Source organism: Paenibacillus illinoisensis NBRC 15959 (assembly GCF_004000925.1).
GTDB lineage: Bacteria > Bacillota > Bacilli > Paenibacillales > Paenibacillaceae > Paenibacillus > Paenibacillus illinoisensis.
The window spans coordinates 1-19205 of the sequence record NZ_BIME01000010.1 but is presented as its reverse complement, the minus strand read 5'-3'; the positions used below and the strand labels follow the sequence as shown (position 1 = coordinate 19205).

General features: G+C 45.0%; 23 protein-coding genes, 2 tRNA genes and 1 pseudogene. 3 read left to right on the top strand and 23 right to left on the bottom strand.

The genetic code is table 11. The features are described from left to right. Positions 1 to 92: 92 nt before the first annotated feature. From PIL01S_RS21350 to PIL01S_RS21305, 10 genes and pseudogenes are all read right to left on the bottom strand, one after another. Positions 93 to 1097 (bottom strand): sensor histidine kinase, encoded by a 1005-nt coding sequence (locus PIL01S_RS21350; protein WP_127539277.1) that lies wholly within the window; start codon positions 1095 to 1097, stop codon positions 93 to 95. Beyond that, positions 1094 to 1783, bottom strand: coding sequence for a response regulator transcription factor (locus tag PIL01S_RS21345; RefSeq protein ID WP_127539276.1), 690 nt, complete (start codon positions 1781 to 1783; stop codon positions 1094 to 1096). Before PIL01S_RS21345 ends, PIL01S_RS21350 begins: the two co-directional genes overlap by 4 nt. 159 nt (positions 1784 to 1942) lie before the next feature. Next, positions 1943 to 2683 (bottom strand): SDR family NAD(P)-dependent oxidoreductase, encoded by a 741-nt coding sequence (locus PIL01S_RS21340; RefSeq protein ID WP_127539275.1) that lies wholly within the window; start codon positions 2681 to 2683, stop codon positions 1943 to 1945. 2 nt (positions 2684 to 2685) lie between these two features. Then, positions 2686 to 3423, bottom strand: coding sequence for a class I SAM-dependent methyltransferase (locus tag PIL01S_RS21335; protein WP_127539274.1), 738 nt, complete (start codon positions 3421 to 3423; stop codon positions 2686 to 2688). 300 nt (positions 3424 to 3723) lie between these two features. Continuing rightward, complete coding sequence (locus tag PIL01S_RS21330) at positions 3724 to 4236, bottom strand: GNAT family N-acetyltransferase (protein WP_127539273.1); 513 nt, start codon at positions 4234 to 4236, stop codon at positions 3724 to 3726. A 12-nt stretch (positions 4237 to 4248) separates the two neighbouring features. After that, positions 4249 to 4773, bottom strand: coding sequence for a YfiT family bacillithiol transferase (locus PIL01S_RS21325; RefSeq protein ID WP_127539463.1), 525 nt, complete (start codon positions 4771 to 4773; stop codon positions 4249 to 4251). Between the two features lie 90 nt (positions 4774 to 4863). Then, positions 4864 to 5292 (bottom strand): annotated as a pseudogene (locus PIL01S_RS21320) (GNAT family N-acetyltransferase); the annotation flags it as partial. Positions 5293 to 5321: 29 nt separating this feature from the next. Next, on the bottom strand, positions 5322 to 5873 hold the full coding sequence (locus PIL01S_RS21315; RefSeq protein ID WP_127539272.1) for a hypothetical protein: 552 nt from the start codon (positions 5871 to 5873) through the stop codon (positions 5322 to 5324). Positions 5874 to 5893: 20 nt separating this feature from the next. After that, the gene (locus PIL01S_RS21310) at positions 5894 to 6334 is read right to left on the bottom strand and encodes a hypothetical protein (RefSeq protein WP_127539271.1); all 441 of its coding nucleotides are present in this window, start codon (positions 6332 to 6334) and stop codon (positions 5894 to 5896) included. A gap of 30 nt (positions 6335 to 6364) precedes the next feature. Further along, complete coding sequence (locus tag PIL01S_RS21305) at positions 6365 to 7051, bottom strand: class I SAM-dependent methyltransferase (RefSeq protein WP_127539270.1); 687 nt, start codon at positions 7049 to 7051, stop codon at positions 6365 to 6367. A gap of 226 nt (positions 7052 to 7277) precedes the next feature. Here PIL01S_RS21305 and PIL01S_RS21300 point away from each other — a divergent pair, with 226 nt between their 5' ends. Both PIL01S_RS21300 and PIL01S_RS21295 read left to right on the top strand, forming a co-directional pair. Then, on the top strand, positions 7278 to 8051 hold the full coding sequence (locus PIL01S_RS21300; RefSeq protein ID WP_127539269.1) for a sporulation protein: 774 nt from the start codon (positions 7278 to 7280) through the stop codon (positions 8049 to 8051). Positions 8052 to 8220: 169 nt separating this feature from the next. Beyond that, positions 8221 to 9594 (top strand): hydroxysqualene dehydroxylase, encoded by a 1374-nt coding sequence (locus PIL01S_RS21295; protein WP_246058509.1) that lies wholly within the window; start codon positions 8221 to 8223, stop codon positions 9592 to 9594. A gap of 109 nt (positions 9595 to 9703) precedes the next feature. On the opposite strand, the gene PIL01S_RS21290 is transcribed toward PIL01S_RS21295, so the two are convergent. From PIL01S_RS21290 to PIL01S_RS21280, 3 genes are read right to left on the bottom strand one after another with little or no spacing between them, the layout of a single operon-like run. Then, positions 9704 to 9994, bottom strand: a complete 291-nt coding sequence (locus tag PIL01S_RS21290) for a hypothetical protein (RefSeq protein ID WP_127539268.1) — start codon at positions 9992 to 9994, stop codon at positions 9704 to 9706. Next, positions 9994 to 10548, bottom strand: a complete 555-nt coding sequence (locus PIL01S_RS21285) for an AAA family ATPase (protein WP_127539267.1) — start codon at positions 10546 to 10548, stop codon at positions 9994 to 9996. Before PIL01S_RS21285 ends, PIL01S_RS21290 begins: the two co-directional genes overlap by 1 nt. 24 nt (positions 10549 to 10572) lie before the next feature. Further along, on the bottom strand, positions 10573 to 11142 hold the full coding sequence (locus PIL01S_RS21280; protein ID WP_127539266.1) for a DMP19 family protein: 570 nt from the start codon (positions 11140 to 11142) through the stop codon (positions 10573 to 10575). Between the two features lie 230 nt (positions 11143 to 11372). Between PIL01S_RS21280 and PIL01S_RS21275 the strand changes: the two genes are divergently transcribed. Further along, on the top strand, positions 11373 to 12530 hold the full coding sequence (locus PIL01S_RS21275) for a glycosyltransferase family 4 protein (RefSeq protein ID WP_127539265.1): 1158 nt from the start codon (positions 11373 to 11375) through the stop codon (positions 12528 to 12530). A gap of 96 nt (positions 12531 to 12626) precedes the next feature. Here PIL01S_RS21275 and PIL01S_RS21270 read toward each other — a convergent pair whose 3' ends face one another. The 10 genes from PIL01S_RS21270 to PIL01S_RS21230 form a co-directional block, all read right to left on the bottom strand. Further along, entirely contained in the window at positions 12627 to 13289 is a 663-nt protein-coding gene (locus PIL01S_RS21270) for an HAD family hydrolase (protein ID WP_127539264.1), read from the bottom strand. A gap of 51 nt (positions 13290 to 13340) precedes the next feature. After that, on the bottom strand, positions 13341 to 13472 hold the full coding sequence (locus tag PIL01S_RS30070) for a hypothetical protein (RefSeq protein ID WP_281280815.1): 132 nt from the start codon (positions 13470 to 13472) through the stop codon (positions 13341 to 13343). An 84-nt stretch (positions 13473 to 13556) separates the two neighbouring features. Next, positions 13557 to 14333, bottom strand: coding sequence for a Cof-type HAD-IIB family hydrolase (locus PIL01S_RS21265; RefSeq protein WP_127539263.1), 777 nt, complete (start codon positions 14331 to 14333; stop codon positions 13557 to 13559). Between the two features lie 144 nt (positions 14334 to 14477). Further along, complete coding sequence (locus PIL01S_RS21260; RefSeq protein ID WP_127539262.1) at positions 14478 to 15047, bottom strand: GNAT family N-acetyltransferase; 570 nt, start codon at positions 15045 to 15047, stop codon at positions 14478 to 14480. A gap of 32 nt (positions 15048 to 15079) precedes the next feature. Continuing rightward, positions 15080 to 15496: a hypothetical protein gene (locus PIL01S_RS21255; protein WP_127539261.1), complete on the bottom strand. Its 417-nt coding sequence runs from the start codon at positions 15494 to 15496 to the stop codon at positions 15080 to 15082. Between the two features lie 15 nt (positions 15497 to 15511). Further along, entirely contained in the window at positions 15512 to 16213 is a 702-nt protein-coding gene (locus PIL01S_RS21250; protein WP_127539260.1) for a hypothetical protein, read from the bottom strand. Positions 16214 to 16293: 80 nt separating this feature from the next. Then, positions 16294 to 17073 (bottom strand): hypothetical protein, encoded by a 780-nt coding sequence (locus PIL01S_RS21245; protein ID WP_127539259.1) that lies wholly within the window; start codon positions 17071 to 17073, stop codon positions 16294 to 16296. A gap of 658 nt (positions 17074 to 17731) precedes the next feature. Next, a complete protein-coding gene (locus tag PIL01S_RS21240) occupies positions 17732 to 18340 on the bottom strand; it encodes a transglutaminase-like domain-containing protein (RefSeq protein ID WP_127539258.1) in 609 nt (202 codons plus the stop codon). Between the two features lie 696 nt (positions 18341 to 19036). Further along, a tRNA-Lys gene (locus PIL01S_RS21235) sits at positions 19037 to 19109 on the bottom strand. Positions 19110 to 19118: 9 nt separating this feature from the next. Then, a tRNA-Trp gene (locus PIL01S_RS21230) sits at positions 19119 to 19192 on the bottom strand. Positions 19193 to 19205 lie beyond the last annotated feature (13 nt).

Here is a 19205-nt window from a genome sequence, read left to right as displayed (position 1 = left end):
CACTCTCCTTTGGTATGTCTCTATCATAGGCGGGATCTGCCAACTTATCGTGCGATTCACCGAACAAAACGAAAAAGCATGTGACATTGTTGTCACACGCCCGCAAGATGCACCATGTCGTTTTTCCGGGGGAAGGTTAGTTTGACGGTTGTGCCTTCGCCGGGAGCAGACTCGACGTGAATGTCCATATGAAGCGTCTGTGCCACCTGCCGGGTCAGGTACAGCCCCATTCCGGTTGCCGCACCTTCCAGCCTGCCTCGAGTTGACGTGAAGCCTTTATCGAAGATACGGGGTAAATCCTGCGCTTCAATTCCTCGCCCGTGATCCTGAATTGAGAGAACGTGATGTCCTTCCTGCTCCCAGCTTCCAATGATAATATCCGAGGATTCACTGTATTTCACCGCATTGCTCAGCAGCTGCCGGATCATAAAACTCAGCCATTTGCTGTCGGTCAGAACACGTGTAACACTGAGAGACACATCGAAACCGATGCCTTTGGAAATGCACCAGGATTTCAAGGCTCGAATCTCCGCATTCAAAATCGGTTCAAGCTCCGTCTCTTCGATAAACAGATCGTTATGCATAAATGGAATTCGCTTCTGATGCAGCTGCTGATCGAGCAGTTGATGAATTCGCAGCCACTCGTACGTCATCTGATTCCGCAGCTTCTCATCTGGGGTACGTTCGATCATTAACTGTAGCGCCGTGAGCGGTGTCTTCACCTCATGGATCCAAGATAACATCTGGTCCTTCTCCTGCTCGAGCAGAATCAGACTAGATGAGGATTCCTTCCGATAGCGCTCGGTCTGAGAGGTTACGGCATCCTGCACGATAAGCTCGTAGGGACTTTCGGCTGTATCCAGATCTGCCAGATCATAGGTATGGTCCCAGGTCGTTAGTTTTTTATAAAAACGGGTTTCCCTCGGATATCTCGCCCAGATAAACACCATGCAAATCATCACATTCAGGATAACAACGTATGCCAAGGATTGAAGGGGTATGGAAGAGTCCATATAGGCAACAAACAAAATGATGAGCTGCATGGCTACCAGCAGCAAGATCCAGCTGAGCTTTTCTCTGATGTATTTGCCGATCATGCTTCGGCCTCTTCCGTTGCCATATATCCCTGTCCCACTTTGGTTTCGATATACGCATCCAGTCCAAGTGGCTCGAGCTTCTTGCGAAGCCGATTGACGTTGACCGTCAGCGTGTTATCACTCACAAAGTGTTCATGATCCCACAAGCTTCGAATCATTTCCTCACGGGTGACAATCTGATTTTTGTGCTCTACCAGCACTTTGAGAATATACATCTCGTTTTTGGTCAAAAGAACCGCTTCTGAACCCAGCGTCAGTGTATTTTTCACATACTCTATCGCAGCCCCGCGCCAGGTTCGAAGTTCGATGCGTTCCGTGTTGTAGTTGTATACTCTACGCAAAGTGGCCTGGATTTTGGCGATCAAGACGTCGAAATGAAAGGGCTTCTGGATAAAATCATCCGCGCCCAGGTGCATGGACATGACCATATCCGTAGGATGATCCCGTGAGGACAAAAAGATAATGGGCACGTTCGAGTGAGCTCGAATCATGCGGCACCAGTGAAAACCGTCATATTTGGGCAATTGTATATCAATGATGACCAGCTGCGGCTGAACGTCACTATACTCCTGCATGACTTTGCCGAAATCCTGTATGCCATATATGTCATAAGACCATTGGGACAGCCTTTCCTTGATCTCGCTGAATAAGGATTCATCGTCTTCAATGAGCATAATTTTAAACAAGGTCCTTCACCACATTTCCGTTCTTCTAAGGCTGGAATACGTTAAATTACAAATGAACTAATCCCATCTCAGTATGTTGTCAGTTTACAGCGAAGTTGAAGTTAGATCAAAGGGAACTTAACATGGAGCAGTAAAATCGAGAAAACGTACTGAATATTGCTAGCTCTCCATGGTATGTATGACTTTGTTTGTATCACTGATCTCTTCGATCCGTTCAATGAGCTGCTTGGCTACCTCCCGTGGCGATCTTAATTGCTTGGCTTCATATACTTGATTAAATAGACCAGATAGCACAAATTCATCTGCACTCTTGCCTCTTGCCACAGCCTGTAATTCTGTATCTACCATGCCAGGATCGAACGCCATGACCTCTACAGGGTTCATCCTCTGAGACTGTTCCATCGCCACACTCGCCGAAAACATGTTAATTCCAGCTTTTGAAGAACAGTATGCAGACATGGAGGGCGCCGGATAACTACCTGAACCCGAGGTCAGATTCACAATTTTCCGCCGTGCAGCAAGATGATTAGTTTGCCGTATAAAAGAAGAACTCAACATCATCGGGGCTCCCAAACTAATATTCAAATTTGTGCTTATCTCTTCTGTGCTGCACTGATCTATCGGCTTCAAGGGTTCCAGCATTGCTGCATTATTAATAAGTCCTATGAACTCGGTTTCCTGCAAAGGAATATGCTCCAGTATTCGTGTCACCAACATTTCTATACCCATCAGATCACTCAGATCATACTTAAAATGCTTATACAAGTCATAGCCATGCAGAAGCTCAGCAGTCTCCCGTGAAACTCCATAGACCCGATCTCCCTGTTCCAGTAACAACTGAGCCAGTTGCAGGCCAATCCCCTTGGACGTACCAGTAACAATAAAACCCCTGTTTCCCATACCTAGTCCCCCCTTTTTTCCACAGACAGTGGTTTTCTCCATAAGGTCACCCACAGGATCGGCAGGCCGAAACGATGATCTTCCTTACCCATCGCCTGCATCGGGCGCAGCTCCACGCATTCAAACGGATCTTCCAGCAAATAACGAAGCTTCTCCTCTGTAAAAGCCAGTCCACCCTTCATTGATCTCTCTTGATACACTTCCCAGTCATTCATCACGGTCTCAGGTCCGCCCAACCCTCCAAAACCGGGAGCAAAACACGTCATGCCAAAATAACCCCCAGGCTTGAGTGCATCGGTAATCATCTGAATATACGGGATACGCTGATGTGGCAGCAAGTGGTGCAAGCAGCCGGAATCATAGACAAGGTCATACTCCTGCTGCGGTTCTAGTTCAAATACGGATCGGCATTCAAAGTTCACATCCAACTGCACTTCTGCAGCTCGTTCCTTTGCCCATGCAATCGCTGTTTCGGAAAGGTCGTACGCATCCACGCTGTACCCTACCTTTGTCAAATAGAGTGCATTCCGCCCGGGTCCACAGCCAAGCTCCATCGCTTTCCCTCCGGTAAGCAAGCCCGAATTCACTTGGTCAACCAGATTCTCATCAGGCTTGTTAGGGAAAAAGGGAATTGGACGATCCCGATCTTCATAGAATGGCTCCCAGAATTGCTTCGCTGACCTAAACTTTGCATCCAGCATATCATACAGATCCTGTACATTTTTAATTGTCTTCTCCAACGCAATACCCCTCCTTAATTTCCTCCAAAAAGGTGCTCCTGCCTGATCTCTCTTATGTATGAAACTAATCGTTAGTTATCCATGCAAAACCCCTTGATATCTAGCCGTTTCAGCTTGTCATATTGCTTCAAAACTTCACACTATATTATACCATTTTTGCCGAATATATCTCTATTTTCTTGTACGTTTCCATAGATAAAACCTAGTTAATAAGGATCAAAAAAACAGGACTTATCGCAGGAGATTAACCTCTGCTTAAGCCCTGTTTTTACTGCAACGCTCAAATGCATATTATTAATTTTAAACCGTCCTCAATTTCTTCGTTAAATAAAGTACGACGTCATCATCAATGATGGTTTCATCCCCTGGCATAAGGTAGCGATCATGCTTGTGAATTCCCTTGCCATCCGGGATATATCCGCGTCGGACATATAGAATCTGGGCTTTGCCATAATCGGTGAATACGCCAACCCCAATCCCTGCAGTATCCGTGCGTTCTTGAATCAATTCCTCCGCGCGATCCATTAATCGTGAACCTACGCCTTGACGCTGATATTGGATCAGCACATTGAAATCATTAATTTCAGGGATTCCCTGCTCCTTGAACGACGGGTATGGTGAATTCCATAGGACATTGACGTATCCCGCAAATGCTCCGTCCAGCTCGGCGATCAATGTGACGCGTTCACCCTTTTCCTGTTCTGCCAGGTAGTGAAGGTACTGTTCCACAGGTTTGACCCAGCCTTGTTCCTGAAATGCCCGAGAGATTAAGGCTGGATCATGCTCATTCAACGTTCGAATATGTATGTTCATGTTCCACCCTCCTTAGATCCCCAGCCTTTTTCTGAGCGAAGTGATATGGGCAACATGGTGTCTGCCATGCCAGGAGTAAACCCCCAGGTTGTAATCCAGTCTCGTCGTTTCCTGCGAACCCGGATGATAGAATTGTTTAGCATAATCCTCATCGGATAATGTATGCAGCAGTGCAACCCAGCGTCGATGGAGCGCATCCAGTATTTGTAGGGAGAACTCAATATCCAAATCCCTTGAATCGTTTAGCTCTGCCCATCGCTCTTCATAATAAGGTCTTATCGTTGGTGTATCCTCGGTGAGAGCCAATTTGAAACGGATCATGCTGTTCATGTGACTGTCTGCCATATGGTGTATAACCTGCTTGAGCATCCATCCACCTTCCCGATAGGGCAGACTTAATTGCTCGTCACTTAATCCTTTTACAGCTTCTCTCGCACGTTCTGGAAGCTCGGCAATATCCTGAATCCACTGCTCCCTCTGTGCGGCTGTAATTTCGCCGGTATGTTCAAATGTGCCTATCGGGTAACGCAAATCCATTCTCCAATCCTCCTTGTCATATTCCATCAACCAGCAGTCTCTCATCTGGCCCTCGTGCAGCTCATGTTCCCTCAACAGCCTGATTTTTCTGAACCCACATTTCTCATAACAAGCGATGGCCCGTACGTTCCATGTCTGGGGATCCATGACCACTTTCTGAGCCTGCTTCTCATCTGTTAAATAGGCTACCATAGATTGCACAAGTTTTGTGCCCATACCTTTATTCCAGTACGCTACATCGCCTATGAATTGATCTGTTCCATAGATCGTCTCATCCGTATCTCCATAGCCATATTCATTTCGTTCATCTTCCTCAAGCTCATAGAATTGAATATAGCCTATAGGCTTACCTTCCACCTCAATCAGGCAACGACTCGTGGCATCCTTCTGTCTGTAAAAATGTTCTCTTACCCGCTCCAGATCATGCGGCTGATCACGACCCTCGTAATATTGCAGTACTGCCGGGTCAGACAGCCACTGAACCAGATGAACTTCGTCTGCTTTTTCCAACAATCGCACAGTAATCTCATTGGATCGGTATATTGACTTCACTCCATATTCTCCTTAATCATCACCATGTGCTCTTTCTTGACCCAATTTAGATTTTTTCCGAGTACCTTCTCTTGATGCACATAATAAATCTTGGGATCATTTAGTGAATGAACATTTTCACTCAAAGGAGAGATCGTGAAGCGCACTCTGTAAGTACCTGCTTCATCAGGTATGGAGAATCCCGCAACATTCCCATTTTCGTTACTCGTATTAATCCCCTCATCCTGCAATGCTTGATGAACGAGCTGTTCCAATTCGCCTGATGTACCCACGGAAGAAGGCCTGAAATATGAATCGTCCAGTTCCTCATTGAAAGACAGATTACCCCAACCGAAAATCACGGGGTATACCATGTGATTATCATTGTCTTCTTTGATACGAGTGATCTGCATATCCACCTCATACTTATGCGTATCGACCTGACGAATGGTGCCTTTCATGCGGACATCCTGCTCCTTCAGACTGGGGAGCAAGTTATTGTAGGTAAGCAGGACCACAACAACTACAATAGCAATCCCCGTGATCCAAAATATGGTTTGTTTTCGCATTCGTCCAACCCCCTGACTGCTTAGCTGCCTCTTTGCAAAATTTCATACTCCGATAAGGACTGTGTCAACCGATCCAATTCGGGAGATGCCGTCCAGTCACTTCGGGTGTTTATCCCGTATTTGATGGTATGTATTACACTGCCCGCAGACATGTACAGGTTGTGATGAACCCCCGGTTGAACAACAATGTGTTGTCCTTCTGTAACAATCCGAAGGTGTAAAATGGATTGGCCTTCATATGATGCGTAAGCAATCCAGCCAGCTTGAACGAGATAATGCTCGGTCACATGCAGATGAAGATGGCTGTTCTGCCAGGCTCCTTCGCGAGAGGCAACCGTTCTACAATAATAGCTCCCGTCATCTGCTATCATCTTATATTTACATTCTCCATTGTCCATCTGCTCATAAAGTGCTCTAACATCGTCCCCAAGCAGCAGTTCCTTCGTTTTGTTTCGATTCATATCGTTGCACCTCAAACTGATAAATTGTTGTTATATGGCGGTTTTTACCGCCTTCCAGATGTACTTGTGCTCTCGCACAGCAATTCTTCCGTTCATGTGATGCTCATGGATTTTCACCTGTAATTGTTCCCGATACTCGGGCAGTGTGTAATCTGGATTGCCTGGAACATCGGAGAGAAAAAGTGCAAATTCTTGTTCATTCGGGAAAATCATGAACGCCTCATTGAACTCTTCAATCTCGATCTGCTCGTATCGGTTGCGCAGCAATCGTTCCTTCACCTTGTTTACGTCAGTATGTATGCCGAAGATGATGCCGCCACTTCGCAGCACTCTTCCATGTTCAATGATGGAAGTAGGCCCTCTGCGGTCATAGATCAGATCAAACTGTTCATTTTCAAAAGAGACTTCGGTCTTCGTTGTGGCGTACACAAACTCAACATTGTTCACTTCGCTTGCCGCTTCAAGCGCAGCTTGTGCGATATGCAGCAGCTCCTTAGAGTTATCAAAACCCGTAATATGACGGGTATGTGCAGACATTCTCAGTGTAAAATCACCATCACCACAGCCCGCATCGAGCACGGATTGATGCTGAGAGAGCAACCGGATCAACCGCTCTTCAAAAATGTCCTCCGCCGATTGACCTTCCCAGTTATATATAGATCTCCCCTTATATCCTCCGTTTCGCAGGGCGATCATATCGTACCAATCCATTCCCATCGTTACATCTCCTTCCAGAAGGAAATCCCTAATTAAACATTATTCGACAACTGGAGTTCATTTCTCCTGTCTTTTCACTATCTTATTTTTTGACTAAGCAAGTGCTTTGTTCGTTCTCAACAACCATTCACAACAAATTTGAAACGACTATCTCATCGATTCCGTATTAAGGTCGAAGTCGAATTATTTTCCATGTATAAACCATTATGATCTGGAGGTTGAACGGATGTCTTTTTTTAAGAAAATGTTAGCTAGTGTAGGTGTTGGAGCAGCGAAGGTCAACACGGAACTCGATACACCAGAGGTCGAGCCAGGAGGAGTCCTTTCGGGAACCGTCTATATTCAAGCTGGAGATGTGGAACAAAACGTGGACCGGATCTATCTGACCATCAACACGCATTACATAAGGGAACGTGATGATCGCAAAGTAAAGGAAACAGCCGTGGTGGCCAAATACTTGCTAACCGAAGGATTTACACTTCAACCTGGGACGAAGCTTGAAAAGAAGTTCTCTTTCGACCTGCCAGAAAACCTTCCAATCACGCTCCATAGCGCAGAGGTTTGGGTAGAGACGGGCCTGGATATCTCAAGTGCTGTTGACCCTTCAGATCGGGACAGACTTCGCGTTGTACCCACTCAAAATATGCGTACTGTGCTAGATGCCATCGACATCCTTGGTTTCCGGCTGCGCGAAGTGACCAATGATTATGCTCCAAAACTTGGCGGCAATCTGCCCTTTGTACAGGAGTTTGAGTTTGTGCCAACGAACAAGTTCCGTGGATATCTAGATGAACTGGAAGTGCTGTTCTATCCGATGGGCGATTCCATGGAATTGCTGCTGCAGATCGACCGAAGAGCACGTGGTCTTGGCGGCATTTTTGCAGAAGCCATGGGTACGGACGAAAGCTTCGTTCGTCTGCATCTGTATGACAGACATTTGGAGCGAGGAGCACACTCTGTGGCCCAAGGTCTTGAAGAAGTCATTTCCAAGCATCTATAAAATTCAATTCTTGTCGTAAATCAACAGCTCTCAGGCTGCATTTTCATGCGGTCAGAGGGCTGTTTTTTCATTTGTTGATTAATTAATAGCCTCTTACGGGATCTTCTTAACCAGCTTGCCTGCTGGAAATAATGGGTATATTAAATAAAACAGAGGAGGCGAATTTCACTTGAGTGCACAACGTGAGAATCAGGAAAAGAACGAAGATTCAACGATTATCATTGGCGCAGGCCTGGCTGGTTTAAGCTGTGCCTTTGAACTTGTGGACCACGGAAAGCCCGTACTGATCCTCGAAGCAGCCCCATATGTTGGGGGACGCACAGGCAATTGGGAAGAGCGCGGGATGGAAGTGGAATCGGGATTTCATAAATTCATTGGATATTATAAAGAATTGCCAAAATTACTTGAACGGGCAGGCATAGATCTGGATCAGATGCTGGCGTGGGAAACAACCATGCAAGTCCGCCATCCTGATGCAGAGGAGTACGGTGATTTTGGACTGGACATTATCCATGCTCCACTTAAAACATTATCAGGCGTACTAGGCAACAATGATTTTATTACACCTGGCGATAAGGCTTCCCTTGTCCCGTTTCTGGCTGCAGGGTTCAAGGACTGTGTCTCTATGCCTGAGGAACTGGATGAGATATCGCTACTTGATTATGCTAAGCAGCACGGAGTAAATGAGCAGGCTCTGGAGCGCATCGTTGAACCGTTATCTTCCGGCATTTTCTTCATGCCTCTTGAGCAATATTCGGCATACGCCTTCTTCGGCCTCTTTCTTCCGGGCATCCCGCGTATTCATAAAATGCGGATTGGTGCCTTCACCGGGGGCATGACGGATGTGATGTGCGCCCCTCTTGCAGCAGCAATCGAGCAAAAAGGAGGACACATTCGTACCAACGCCCCTGTAACGCGATTGTTAGTCGGAGCGAATGGTTTGGAAGGTGTGGAATTAAAAGATGGAGAACGAATTAAAGCGAATCGTATCGTTGTTGCGGCCAATATTCGTCGTTCCCAGCAATTACTTGAGGAGCATTTCAGTGAGCATGAATGGTTCCAACCTTTCCTGACCCTGGATGCGATGCCGCATGTTACCGTACAATTCGAATCGGCACTTCCTCTTCTACCGGAAGATCGGACAACATTTGGACCGGGTACTGATGTTGGTTCGTTCGGAGAACAATCCCGCACTACGTTTCGTGGACGACCTGGCAGAGCTTCTATCATTATGGTAAACCCGGATGAGCTAATTGATCTCCCAGATGAGGAAGTCTGGCATCGGGCTCGGAGAGGCCTTGCTGCCATCGGACTTCATGAAGGGGTTTCATCCGTAACCGAGTATCGTATTGTCCGAGGGAATGAAAACTTTTATCGAATCGCCCCAGGCAATGAACGCAAGCGTCCCGAACAGGTGACTCCAATCCGTGGACTTTATCTTGCTGGTGATTATACCAAACAGCCCATGTTTACCACGATGGAAGGTGCCGTGTTATCCGGGCAGAAGGCAGCAGCCGGCATTCTTGAGGAAGCGACTGAATAGTCATCTGACCTCGCTAATGCCGGTGTAGCAAAATGGGCAGCCTGCGCCGTCATGACCTGACGAGCAGAGCTGCCCTTTGGTGTACAAAAAATATGAGGTAACATGATTTCTAAGAACGTTGCTTTCTCTTCATGAGACCTGACCGGATTCCATAATAAGCGGCGGCAAACAGGATAAAACCAACTCCATAGAGAAAAATCAACCCGGCATCCCATCGAACGACAGCTCCAAATGTAACTTGGGATTGCAAATTAGCAACAGATGAATAGCTATGTGACATTTCAGGTACGTAAGTCGCTGTCATCCACATTCCTCGAGCTACCTTCCAACCGATTATACCCAAAGTCATGAACAGTGTAACCAGTAATGATTCAACGCACAAACGCCTATTGATCCTCATCAGTTGGCCCCCTTATACACGGTGTTTTCATTAATCAGTCTGGATAATATATGATCCACCACATCACCTGTGGTCAAGCTGTCTGTCATCACATATTCTTCAAATCGAGATCCGTGAAAAGCTTCAGCACACTTCTCCCCTTGTCTGAATGTCCAACCGCCGGGCGAATCCCCGCGTTTTAGCAATCTCTCGTGTAACGTGTCCATTGAAGTCATCAGTGTAAAGTGAAGCAGCTCGGAATCGATCTCTCGCAGGCCACGATGGATGTACTCGAATGGTTCGGTTTTATAGATTGTCATTGGCACGATCAGGTGTTTGCCATACTTCTGCTTGATTTCACGGGCGACTTGCACGGTAAGGACTTTCCATAGCTCTAGATCCTGAAAATCGTCCGTTTTCTCATGTTCCAGCTTCACATCGTCCACTATCACGTTTCTCAGCATATAACCGACCTCTTCCGGATCGAAAATCATACTGCCCGGCAAGAATGATTGCAGCTTGTGCGCAGCCGATGTTTTACCTGATCCAAACGCTCCGTTAATCATCACAATCATGGTAGCTCTCCCCGTGAACTGAATTTAATCCATCAAGATGTGCTCGATTTCCTGTCTTAAGCTGTCTTTGTTATTATCCACATATTGATACAAGAGATCGAATACCTCTTCATTATCTTCCTGCATGCTCAAGCTTCCGGCTTGCAATTCTACCCGCTGCAGGACTTCATGAATGCGCGGCCCATGTGTTTTCAGCGATGTGGCTACGTCGTGCTCAGACAATGCATTCACATTCTGCCTCAGTTGCTCGGAAGTTACGCCACTTCCGGATAACTCGTGCTGGATACTCTTCAGGATCTCGGCATCAGCCTCATTCCCGATCCGCTGCATCGCGGTTATGGTTTCCTGCAGGAATCCTCTGCTTGCATTTTCCAAAAATCCGGTCATGCCGTTCATGGACAGCTCGGTATCCAGATCAATAATTAGGATCACGTCACGCAGAACCTGCGGAAGTTCAGGCCCACATTCACGAATGGTTGCAAACTCCGCACGGTATAAATCCATGGCCACACTCCCCACCACTTCTTCCCCAGACATGGCTTCTAGCTGATCCAAAGGCAATAATTGTTGTAATTCTTCCTGTAAGGTATTCATCCATTTCCTCCTATATACACTAGACCCATTTGCGGTCAAAACAACCTCTCAGTCGCTTGAACTTTTATATCATAGCAGAATAACCTATTTTAATTGAATACATTCATCATTTCTCCTGGACAGGCTATCTTCAAATTTACTTAGAGCGTCTTGAAGTTAACCTTCATTTGACCTGCGGAAAACGATCCATTGTTATGATCTTCACATCAAGAGTCATGGGAGGGGTAATGATGCGCCTGGCCTTGTTTACTGACACCTACATTCCCGAAACCAATGGTGTTGCCGGTACACTGCACCGCCTGAGTAACCACATGAACCGCAGAGGTATCGAACATCTGCTGTTTACTCCGATGTCTGTCATTGATGGCAGTGACTCCGCTTCGGTACGAGCGGTCGCGAATATCCCCTTTTTTCTGTATCCGGAATGTCGGATCGCCTTACCTAACCGGAACTCCATCCATCAACAGCTGCAAGCCTTTGAGCCAGATCTGCTGCACATCGCCACACCTTTCAATATGGGACTTCTCGGTCTCAAGTATGCACTCAAGCATCGACTGCCGCATGTGGTCTCCTACCATACCCACTTTGATCGCTACCTCGAATATTACCGATTAAAAAGCATGATTCCTCTCTATTGGAAGTACATCAAATGGTTCCATCGATCCGCCGATGCCACTCTGACCCCGTCCGTGGAAACACTTAACACACTTCAGTCGCAAGGTATTCCGCGTCTTAAGCTCTGGTCACGCGGAATTGACTGCGATCTGTATTCACCATATAAGCGAAGAGATGCGATTCGTACTCGCTACAATATAACAGCCCCTCTTATTTTACTCTACGTTGGACGAATTGCCCCAGAAAAGGATATCGCTACGCTGACGTCTGCCATGCAGAACCTGCCTGAACACATGCAATTCCGTGTACATTGGCTCATTGTAGGGGACGGACCCCTGCTTCCCAAAATGCGTTCGCAATGCCCACCGAATGTGACCTTTACTGGTTATGTGCATGGCGAAGAGCTTGCTGCTATGTATGCTTCGTCGGATTGGTTTGTGTTTCCTTCCTGCACAGAGACCTTCGGAAATGTGGTGCTGGAAGCTATGGCTTCCGGACTGCCTGTTCTTGCTGCAAATGCTGGAGGTGTGAAGGATTTGGTAGCACATCACCGCAGTGGTGTTTTGTTTGAGCCGGGCAATCCCGAAGCCTTGATTCGTGAGATATGTTTCTGGGGCGATCACGTGGATCAGCTTCAGATGATGGGTCTGGAAGGCAGGAAGCTGGCTCTCCAGCGATCCTGGGAACATATATTTGACGGATTGATCAAGGACTATGAAGAAGCCATTGAAAACCGCAACAGACGCTCGAAGTCTCGAATGATAACTGCCTGAACCGTGTTAGAAAGACAAATGCTTGAGTTAAGCTAGGTAATACTACAAAAAAGTGGGGATGCAGCCAACATCCTCACTCTTTCAACTATTCCTCCCTTATAGCAAGGGCAGCAATTCACGCAGATGCGTGATGGAATGCAGAGGACGGGCCGTGATGCTATCCTGCCAAGGCTGGTTGACTTTCATCCAGATGGTGTTCATGCCTACATTGGCAGCTCCCTCAACATCGTTCGTCGGATGATCTCCTATGTAAATGCACTGCTCGGGAGACAGACCGAAATGATCGAGTGCCAGTCGAAATATCTGCGGATCGGGCTTTTTCACCCCTGCTTCTTCCGAAACAATAATCAGGTCAAAATCATCCCGAATTCCAAGCTGATCGATTTTGCCATACTGTATATCTGTTTTTCCATTGGTAATTAATCCTGTTTGGTATTTGCTTCGGAGTTGCTGCACCACTTCCCGTGCCTCCTCCATCAGCACCGCGCTTCTTACATACTCCTTGCCATAGAACTCCATCAGCTCTGCATGCGGCGGGTACACGGACCAAGGCAGTTCCTGCAGCAATTCATTGAATAGAAGCGGTTTATCCTTATAACCATCCTGATCAAGTTCAATAATTCGTTGGCTAATATCGTCGGTAGTCTCCAAATGACTGAAGTATGTCTTCAACAGACTTTGGGTAAATCCCTCGAAAGTTCGTGTCCTGTTCAAAATGGTATTATCCAAGTCAAAAATAATGGCTTTAATCTGGTCCATTTTACTTATGCCCCCTTAACTTTATCTTAAATTACGTGGATCTGTTCCTCGTTAGGAGTCTTTCTCCAGAAATTGCTCCAGCTTCTGATTTATTCGGGCTTGCTCCTGCATTATTTTTTTGGTTTTCACTTCGATGCTAAGTAATGTGACTGTCATCATCAAGATACACACCAAAAAAATCAATTCTTCGATCTCCCTCACCTCTTTATCTACCATTTTATATTAAAATCCATATTAAGGATATATTTTACATTAAATCCTTCTTGCTCATATCAACTTAAATTTCTTCAATGCATGGGTAACCCCCTCCTCACTCGCTTTTAGAGTAACGTAATCTGCGCTTTGTTTAAGACGTTCTCCCCCGTTTCCCATTGCGATCCCGAGGCCCACAAACTCTAGCAGATCAATATCATTCTCCCCATCACCGAAGGCCATGGCTTCCTCTCTGGTCAGATGGAGATAGTCAAGGACTCTCGCAGCAGCTGCAGATTTGGATACTTCGTTTTCTTCCAGCACATTGGACACATACGGATGAAATCTCACAAAGCGCAATGAAGAAAATCTGGCTTGAAATTTCTCTGCCTCAGTCTCATCCGCATATAAGCAAATGCAAACCACTTCCTGCTCCAAAGAATCCATTTTCTGCGGAGAATGCGTTACGCCAAGTGTTTCCTGCAAGGCGCCTAAGACTCGGACATCCGTGGCACGTGCACCATTCATCGCAAACGACTCTGTAAAATAGGAAATGCTGTGATTGTTCAGCTCGGCAAATTCACTTAATTCCCGGACCGTCTGTCCAGAGAGCACGGACTTATGTATAATCTCTTCCCCGATTTTAATCAATGCCCCGTTGGCTGAAATAATGGTATCGATCCCCAAATCAATGAATTCCTCACACAAACTGTAGGGCCTACCTGTAACAAGCACCACCCGTATGCCTTTATGTATTAATTCGCGAATGGAATCCGCCGTAGCTGATGATAAACCACGGTCTGTTTCGCTCAACAATGTACCGTCTACATCGAAGAATACAATTCGAATCAAACGTTCTTCCCCCTCTTCTGCGTAATTTGGATTGAATCACTGAGAAAGACAATACCTTAGCAAAATAACCCCTCAATATGAAATGTCCCACTTCGTAAAAGAGATGACCCCTGTGCAGTTCAGGTTGTCATCTCTTTTGGGCTTCTAATTTGCTGCAAAATCCTTTACATTGCATAACCACACTATATGGTCCGTTCCCTCGCCCCAGTAATTGCGTGCCACGGTGTAGGGTTCTCCAAACTTTCGCTTCCACTTCTTCTGCGCGGTCCGGTAGCCGCTATCCAGGCAAAATTGCTTAACCCCTCGCTTCTGAAGTTCAGTTGCGAGCGCCCGAATGAGCATCGAGCCCAGTCCTTGACCTTGAACTTCCGGCAGTATGTATAAGCTACCCAATTCTCCGACATCATTAAGTCGATTCTCACTGAGAATTCGGATCTCCTCACCGCAGGGTGCATACGAAATCGTTCCAACTACTCTATTTCCGCGTTTAGCCAGCAGAAAAAAAGACTCGGTATCAGTAGACTCACTAGACTTGTCCGGAAGCAATGTTGATTGAAGCAGGGACTTTTTGTGTTCAATTTCATCTTTAATATCATCTTGAAGCGAACCCAGTCCCTCTTGAGTAAACGCCTGCGTGATGGAACGTTCAAAAACCAGGTAGGCACCCTCCACATCAGTTAAATTTAAGGGTTGAATAATAGTCGGTTGATCCATATATAACGGTCTCTCCATTTCATGATGTCTGATTAATCGGTATGCTTCTGCATTAATGATCTTAGTTGATTTGAATCCTCTAGCGATATGCTATATCCCGTGGTGGTGTCTATCCCGTCTACCAACAGGGCCTTCATTTCAGGATCAGTTCCTATAGAAAAATCATATTTGGTCACGGACCGATCCGTATTTGTTATACTCATCTTGTATTGCGCTGCATAATTAAGATTTCCAGGTAAAAGTTCTGCATTTTCTATCGCATTCATGATCATCCGAACTTCGGTTGGCTCATCGAACTGAATATCTTGGCAAGGTTCAAATGTGTAATCGGGGTTACAGGTTAAAGTGATGAGCGAAGGAAGATTTTCATCTGAACCAGAAGTATCGGTATGTGTGCAGCTCGCAAGGAAAACAGCGAACAAGCATAAGAGGATTGCTCCTTTTTTCATTAGATACTACCCTCCCTAGCTTCCCATGTTCACATTCAGATGCTGCAGCTCAGGGTCCCAAGATTGGAATAACAAGCTCAACCGCTGCACCGTATCTGTCACAAACGCCTGTACTAAATCATCAGTCAAGTATGTGGGCACGATTCCGGGCTCATTGGCCTGCTCGTTAAAAAATGAAATTGTACGATCCCTCCAGCGCCGAATCTCTTCTGCGGTTAAACGACCCTCGACATCATAACTCTGCGTGCTCTTAAGCATATGCCACACGTCCCCACTCCAACTGGCATGATGGTAGAGGTTAAAATCAATCTGATCCGTCTCCTGGTAGTACAAACGGCCAAATTCATCCTTGGTTCGCTTCACATCGTTGGTTTCATCCGTGCTGGTGACTCGCTCCACGAATTCAGGATACAAACTCCGAAACCAGTAATAATCCGTCATGACATGCATGAAATAACCGCGTATAAACCACTTCCAGCCTTCATCTGAACGTTGTTGAATATAGACGGAGTATAGCTCTTGTAAACGTGCGATATATTTCTCATCATCCTTAGGGTTGAAGTGAGTGTATTCCTTGTCCTCCCTCGTTGTACCCTCACGCATATGAATGGAATCCGGTGCGATATTCCCAAGATAGAATGAACCTCGTTCAACACGTTCTGGACTGACATCAGCAAATAGCACAGCGACATGTAAGTGAACCATAGGCAGTGGCATGGAATATTCTCCTTTACACAAGAGTCTGCTGCTCATAGAACCGATAAGAAACATTACTTAACAGCATTTAGCCGAGGAGTTCATCGTTGAACTCGTTCCACCAGAACTGTATTAAACAACTGTTCCAAATCTGTATGAAGAGCCGGCTGTTCGCGAACCAACAGACTTATGTACTCCGATCCGCACTCATAGAAAACCAGACGATTATAAGGGGCAGCATCTCCAAAATGATTCAGTTCCAGCCCAAATTTTTCTCGTATCCGATTCTCGATATATCGCGCATAGCCTTCGTTCCACTCCAGCCAGTTCCAGTACTCCCCTTGTTCCTCTGTTATCGAGCTGAATAACGCTTTTCTTGCTGATTGTACCTGGACTACATCTCCGCTCTTTAAGGCAATCAACAGTGAATTGATCCGCTGGACCACATTCTCATCCTCATAAGGGAATTCGTAATCCAGCTCCCATGTCACACGTTTAATCTTCTCCATCCTATGTTTAATTTGTAGACGATTCCCGATCTCCTCATATTTCTCATAGACATAACAATGAACATACTCGTGAAACAGGTATACTTTCTGCTCAAAATTTTGGAAGGCTGAGTCTGTCACAATTGCACACATTCGTTCGTCCATATGGTGCACTGGCATGGCTGCCAGACACTCGTCAGGGATGTTAAGATCATCCGGAACCGTTTTCACCCATTCATATTGCCCTTTCTCTGTCGAGTAATCATACATATATAATAGGGCATCAAATGCAACAACCACAGGATAATGCTCTGCAAATAAAGGATGTATGCTGACCAAATCTTTTTGAAGCTCGTTCAACTCATTAATTTGTTCTAAAAAAGTATCCACCATGTCATTTGCCCTCTCTTTATTTAATTGATGTATTAATCATACTAAACCAGTAGAAATAAAACACTGAGAGAAAAATGATAATCTTGTGGTTGATTGATTCATGAGAGACTCAGAAGCGTTCCCCACGTTTTTCACTTAGATAGATATCCAGTGCTTGGATTCCACGTTGAGCAAGTTTTATAAACAGGATAAGAGCGTATACGCCCAACCCGTATAATACCAAGTTAAATATAATTGCAAAGGATGACACTATTGAAAACAATACTTTTCCCTCCTAATCAACCTGATCAAAGCAGAAATGTCTAAGCTACAGGTACGTTATTTTTTAGTTATCATTCCTATTCTAGCATATTTTTCCTGAAATCATTTGAGTAGACCAATGAGTAACACTATCAGTTACGGGTTCTGACCAAACAAAAAATCTCCCATTTAAATAATAGTAGAAGGGAGATTTATAGCACTTATTTAATATTTAAGATCTGTTCTTCACCCAAAGTATTCCAAGTATTGGACTTAGGATTCAATACATCACCATGTTGCATTGTTCTAAACAGTACGATATTGCCCACAGCTCCCATGAAAAAAAGCTCAGTACAAGCCCGCCTGCAACCGTCCCATGTATAGCAAACTAACATGGCCTTTCCCCATAGTTCAATAATCACAGTTGTTCAGGCAGTCCGTATAAATACATATTTATGCAGTCAGTATTATTTTTCAAAGCCTCGATAGTCTTAATATTTGGGGACTTAAATATGGTCCTATAATCAGCTTCGTCGTATTCTTTTCGGATAGTAAAAGCAAGTTTTTCTTCTTCCAATGAAAACTCTGCTTGGATTCCAGGCTTGTTCCCTCGTGCATCTAAACGGATCCATGAATTTAAATGTTGAATATAAACAGCATTTAGTGCATGGATACAATAGCCCGTATCTGGAGTATCCCCAATCGTAAGTCGTTGATAACAGAAGCCAGATGGTATTCCCTCTCTACGTAATATTGCACATAGAAGGTTTGCTTTGGCATAGCAAATACCTTCTTTATGAATCAATGTTTCTGAAGCGGAACATGTGACTCTAGAACTCTTGATATCCCAGGAATGGGCTATTCGATCTCGGACATACATATATGACTGTTTGATATACTCTATTTGATCTTTTGATGAAGCTGCTATTTCCGAAGCAAGTCCAGCAACCAGCGGGTGATCATAATTGACTTCCCTAGTCACGGTCAAATAATCCGTAACGACTTGAGTTTCACAGATTAGATTCATTTTATCAACCTTTCAATAATTGTACTTAATATGCAAACCTTCAATTTAGTTTAATAGCATAATTATACACAGTAAAGAATAAAGAATAATAACTCCTGGAATCTTTGTTCTGTTGTACTGCTCGTTAGCTTAATAAACTAATCGGAAGTGAATTATTGTTTAATGCTTAGATAATCCGCAATCGGGTCTTGACCTTGCACCGATAAACTAAAAAAGCCGCTTAAAATAGAGTTTTTCTAAGGATTGTGTTTTCCCCTCGAAACCGCCCTTGTTAACTTTAAAATCCTGATATCTAACCTCATGTCCTTCCTCTTTCTCTTCCTTCTCAACATATTCTATATTTAATGATTTATATACGTTCTTCCAGAATTGAATTGCAGCGGTATTCGTTTTTTTTTATTTAACCATTATCGTACCTGCCAGGACGTTGTTTAACAACAGTCTACAATATAAACGAAAACGAGGAAGCCTTGCTCTATACCAAGGCCTTTTTATGGAACAGTAAATTGTTATAGTTACATGCCATAGAGTTTGAGAAAACACGAAAAAACCCTTGAGTATTCCTCAAGGGTTTCTTATATTGAGTAGACACCGTCGTTAGTGTAGTTTACTCTCAGCTAAACTAACCATGCTCCATTTTGATACTTTTAGAAGTTACACGCCGGATGAATACTCCCCCAACACGTACAAAAACAATGAGCCATGAAGGGCTCGAACCTTCGACACCCTGATTAAAAGTCAGGTGCTCTACCAACTGAGCTAATGGCTCATAATAAAATGGCAGGGGCAGCAGGAATTGAACCCACACCAACGGTTTTGGAGACCGTTGTTCTACCTTTAAACTATGCCCCTAAAATGGTGGAGG

Bases quoted from the DNA above. Each gene is read 5' to 3' on its own strand.
- PIL01S_RS21350 (WP_127539277.1), bottom strand. From the start codon at position 1,097: ATGATCGGCAAATACATCAGAGAAAAGCTCAGCTGGATCTTGCTGCTG.
- PIL01S_RS21340 (WP_127539275.1), bottom strand. From the start codon at position 2,683: ATGGGAAACAGGGGTTTTATTGTTACTGGTACGTCCAAGGGGATTGGC.
- PIL01S_RS21330 (WP_127539273.1), bottom strand. From the start codon at position 4,236: ATGAACATACATATTCGAACGTTGAATGAGCATGATCCAGCCTTAATC.
- PIL01S_RS21325 (WP_127539463.1), bottom strand. From the start codon at position 4,773: ATGGATTTGCGTTACCCGATAGGCACATTTGAACATACCGGCGAAATT.
- PIL01S_RS21315 (WP_127539272.1), bottom strand. From the start codon at position 5,873: ATGCGAAAACAAACCATATTTTGGATCACGGGGATTGCTATTGTAGTT.
- PIL01S_RS21310 (WP_127539271.1), bottom strand. From the start codon at position 6,334: ATGAATCGAAACAAAACGAAGGAACTGCTGCTTGGGGACGATGTTAGA.
- PIL01S_RS21305 (WP_127539270.1), bottom strand. From the start codon at position 7,051: ATGGGAATGGATTGGTACGATATGATCGCCCTGCGAAACGGAGGATAT.
- PIL01S_RS21300 (WP_127539269.1), top strand. From the start codon at position 7,278: ATGTCTTTTTTTAAGAAAATGTTAGCTAGTGTAGGTGTTGGAGCAGCG.
- PIL01S_RS21290 (WP_127539268.1), bottom strand. From the start codon at position 9,994: ATGAGGATCAATAGGCGTTTGTGCGTTGAATCATTACTGGTTACACTG.
- PIL01S_RS21285 (WP_127539267.1), bottom strand. From the start codon at position 10,548: ATGATTGTGATGATTAACGGAGCGTTTGGATCAGGTAAAACATCGGCT.
- PIL01S_RS21280 (WP_127539266.1), bottom strand. From the start codon at position 11,142: ATGAATACCTTACAGGAAGAATTACAACAATTATTGCCTTTGGATCAG.
- PIL01S_RS21275 (WP_127539265.1), top strand. From the start codon at position 11,373: ATGCGCCTGGCCTTGTTTACTGACACCTACATTCCCGAAACCAATGGT.
- PIL01S_RS21270 (WP_127539264.1), bottom strand. From the start codon at position 13,289: ATGGACCAGATTAAAGCCATTATTTTTGACTTGGATAATACCATTTTG.
- PIL01S_RS21260 (WP_127539262.1), bottom strand. From the start codon at position 15,047: ATGGATCAACCGACTATTATTCAACCCTTAAATTTAACTGATGTGGAG.
- PIL01S_RS21255 (WP_127539261.1), bottom strand. From the start codon at position 15,496: ATGAAAAAAGGAGCAATCCTCTTATGCTTGTTCGCTGTTTTCCTTGCG.
- PIL01S_RS21250 (WP_127539260.1), bottom strand. From the start codon at position 16,213: ATGCCACTGCCTATGGTTCACTTACATGTCGCTGTGCTATTTGCTGAT.
- PIL01S_RS21245 (WP_127539259.1), bottom strand. From the start codon at position 17,073: ATGGTGGATACTTTTTTAGAACAAATTAATGAGTTGAACGAGCTTCAA.
- PIL01S_RS21240 (WP_127539258.1), bottom strand. From the start codon at position 18,340: ATGAATCTAATCTGTGAAACTCAAGTCGTTACGGATTATTTGACCGTG.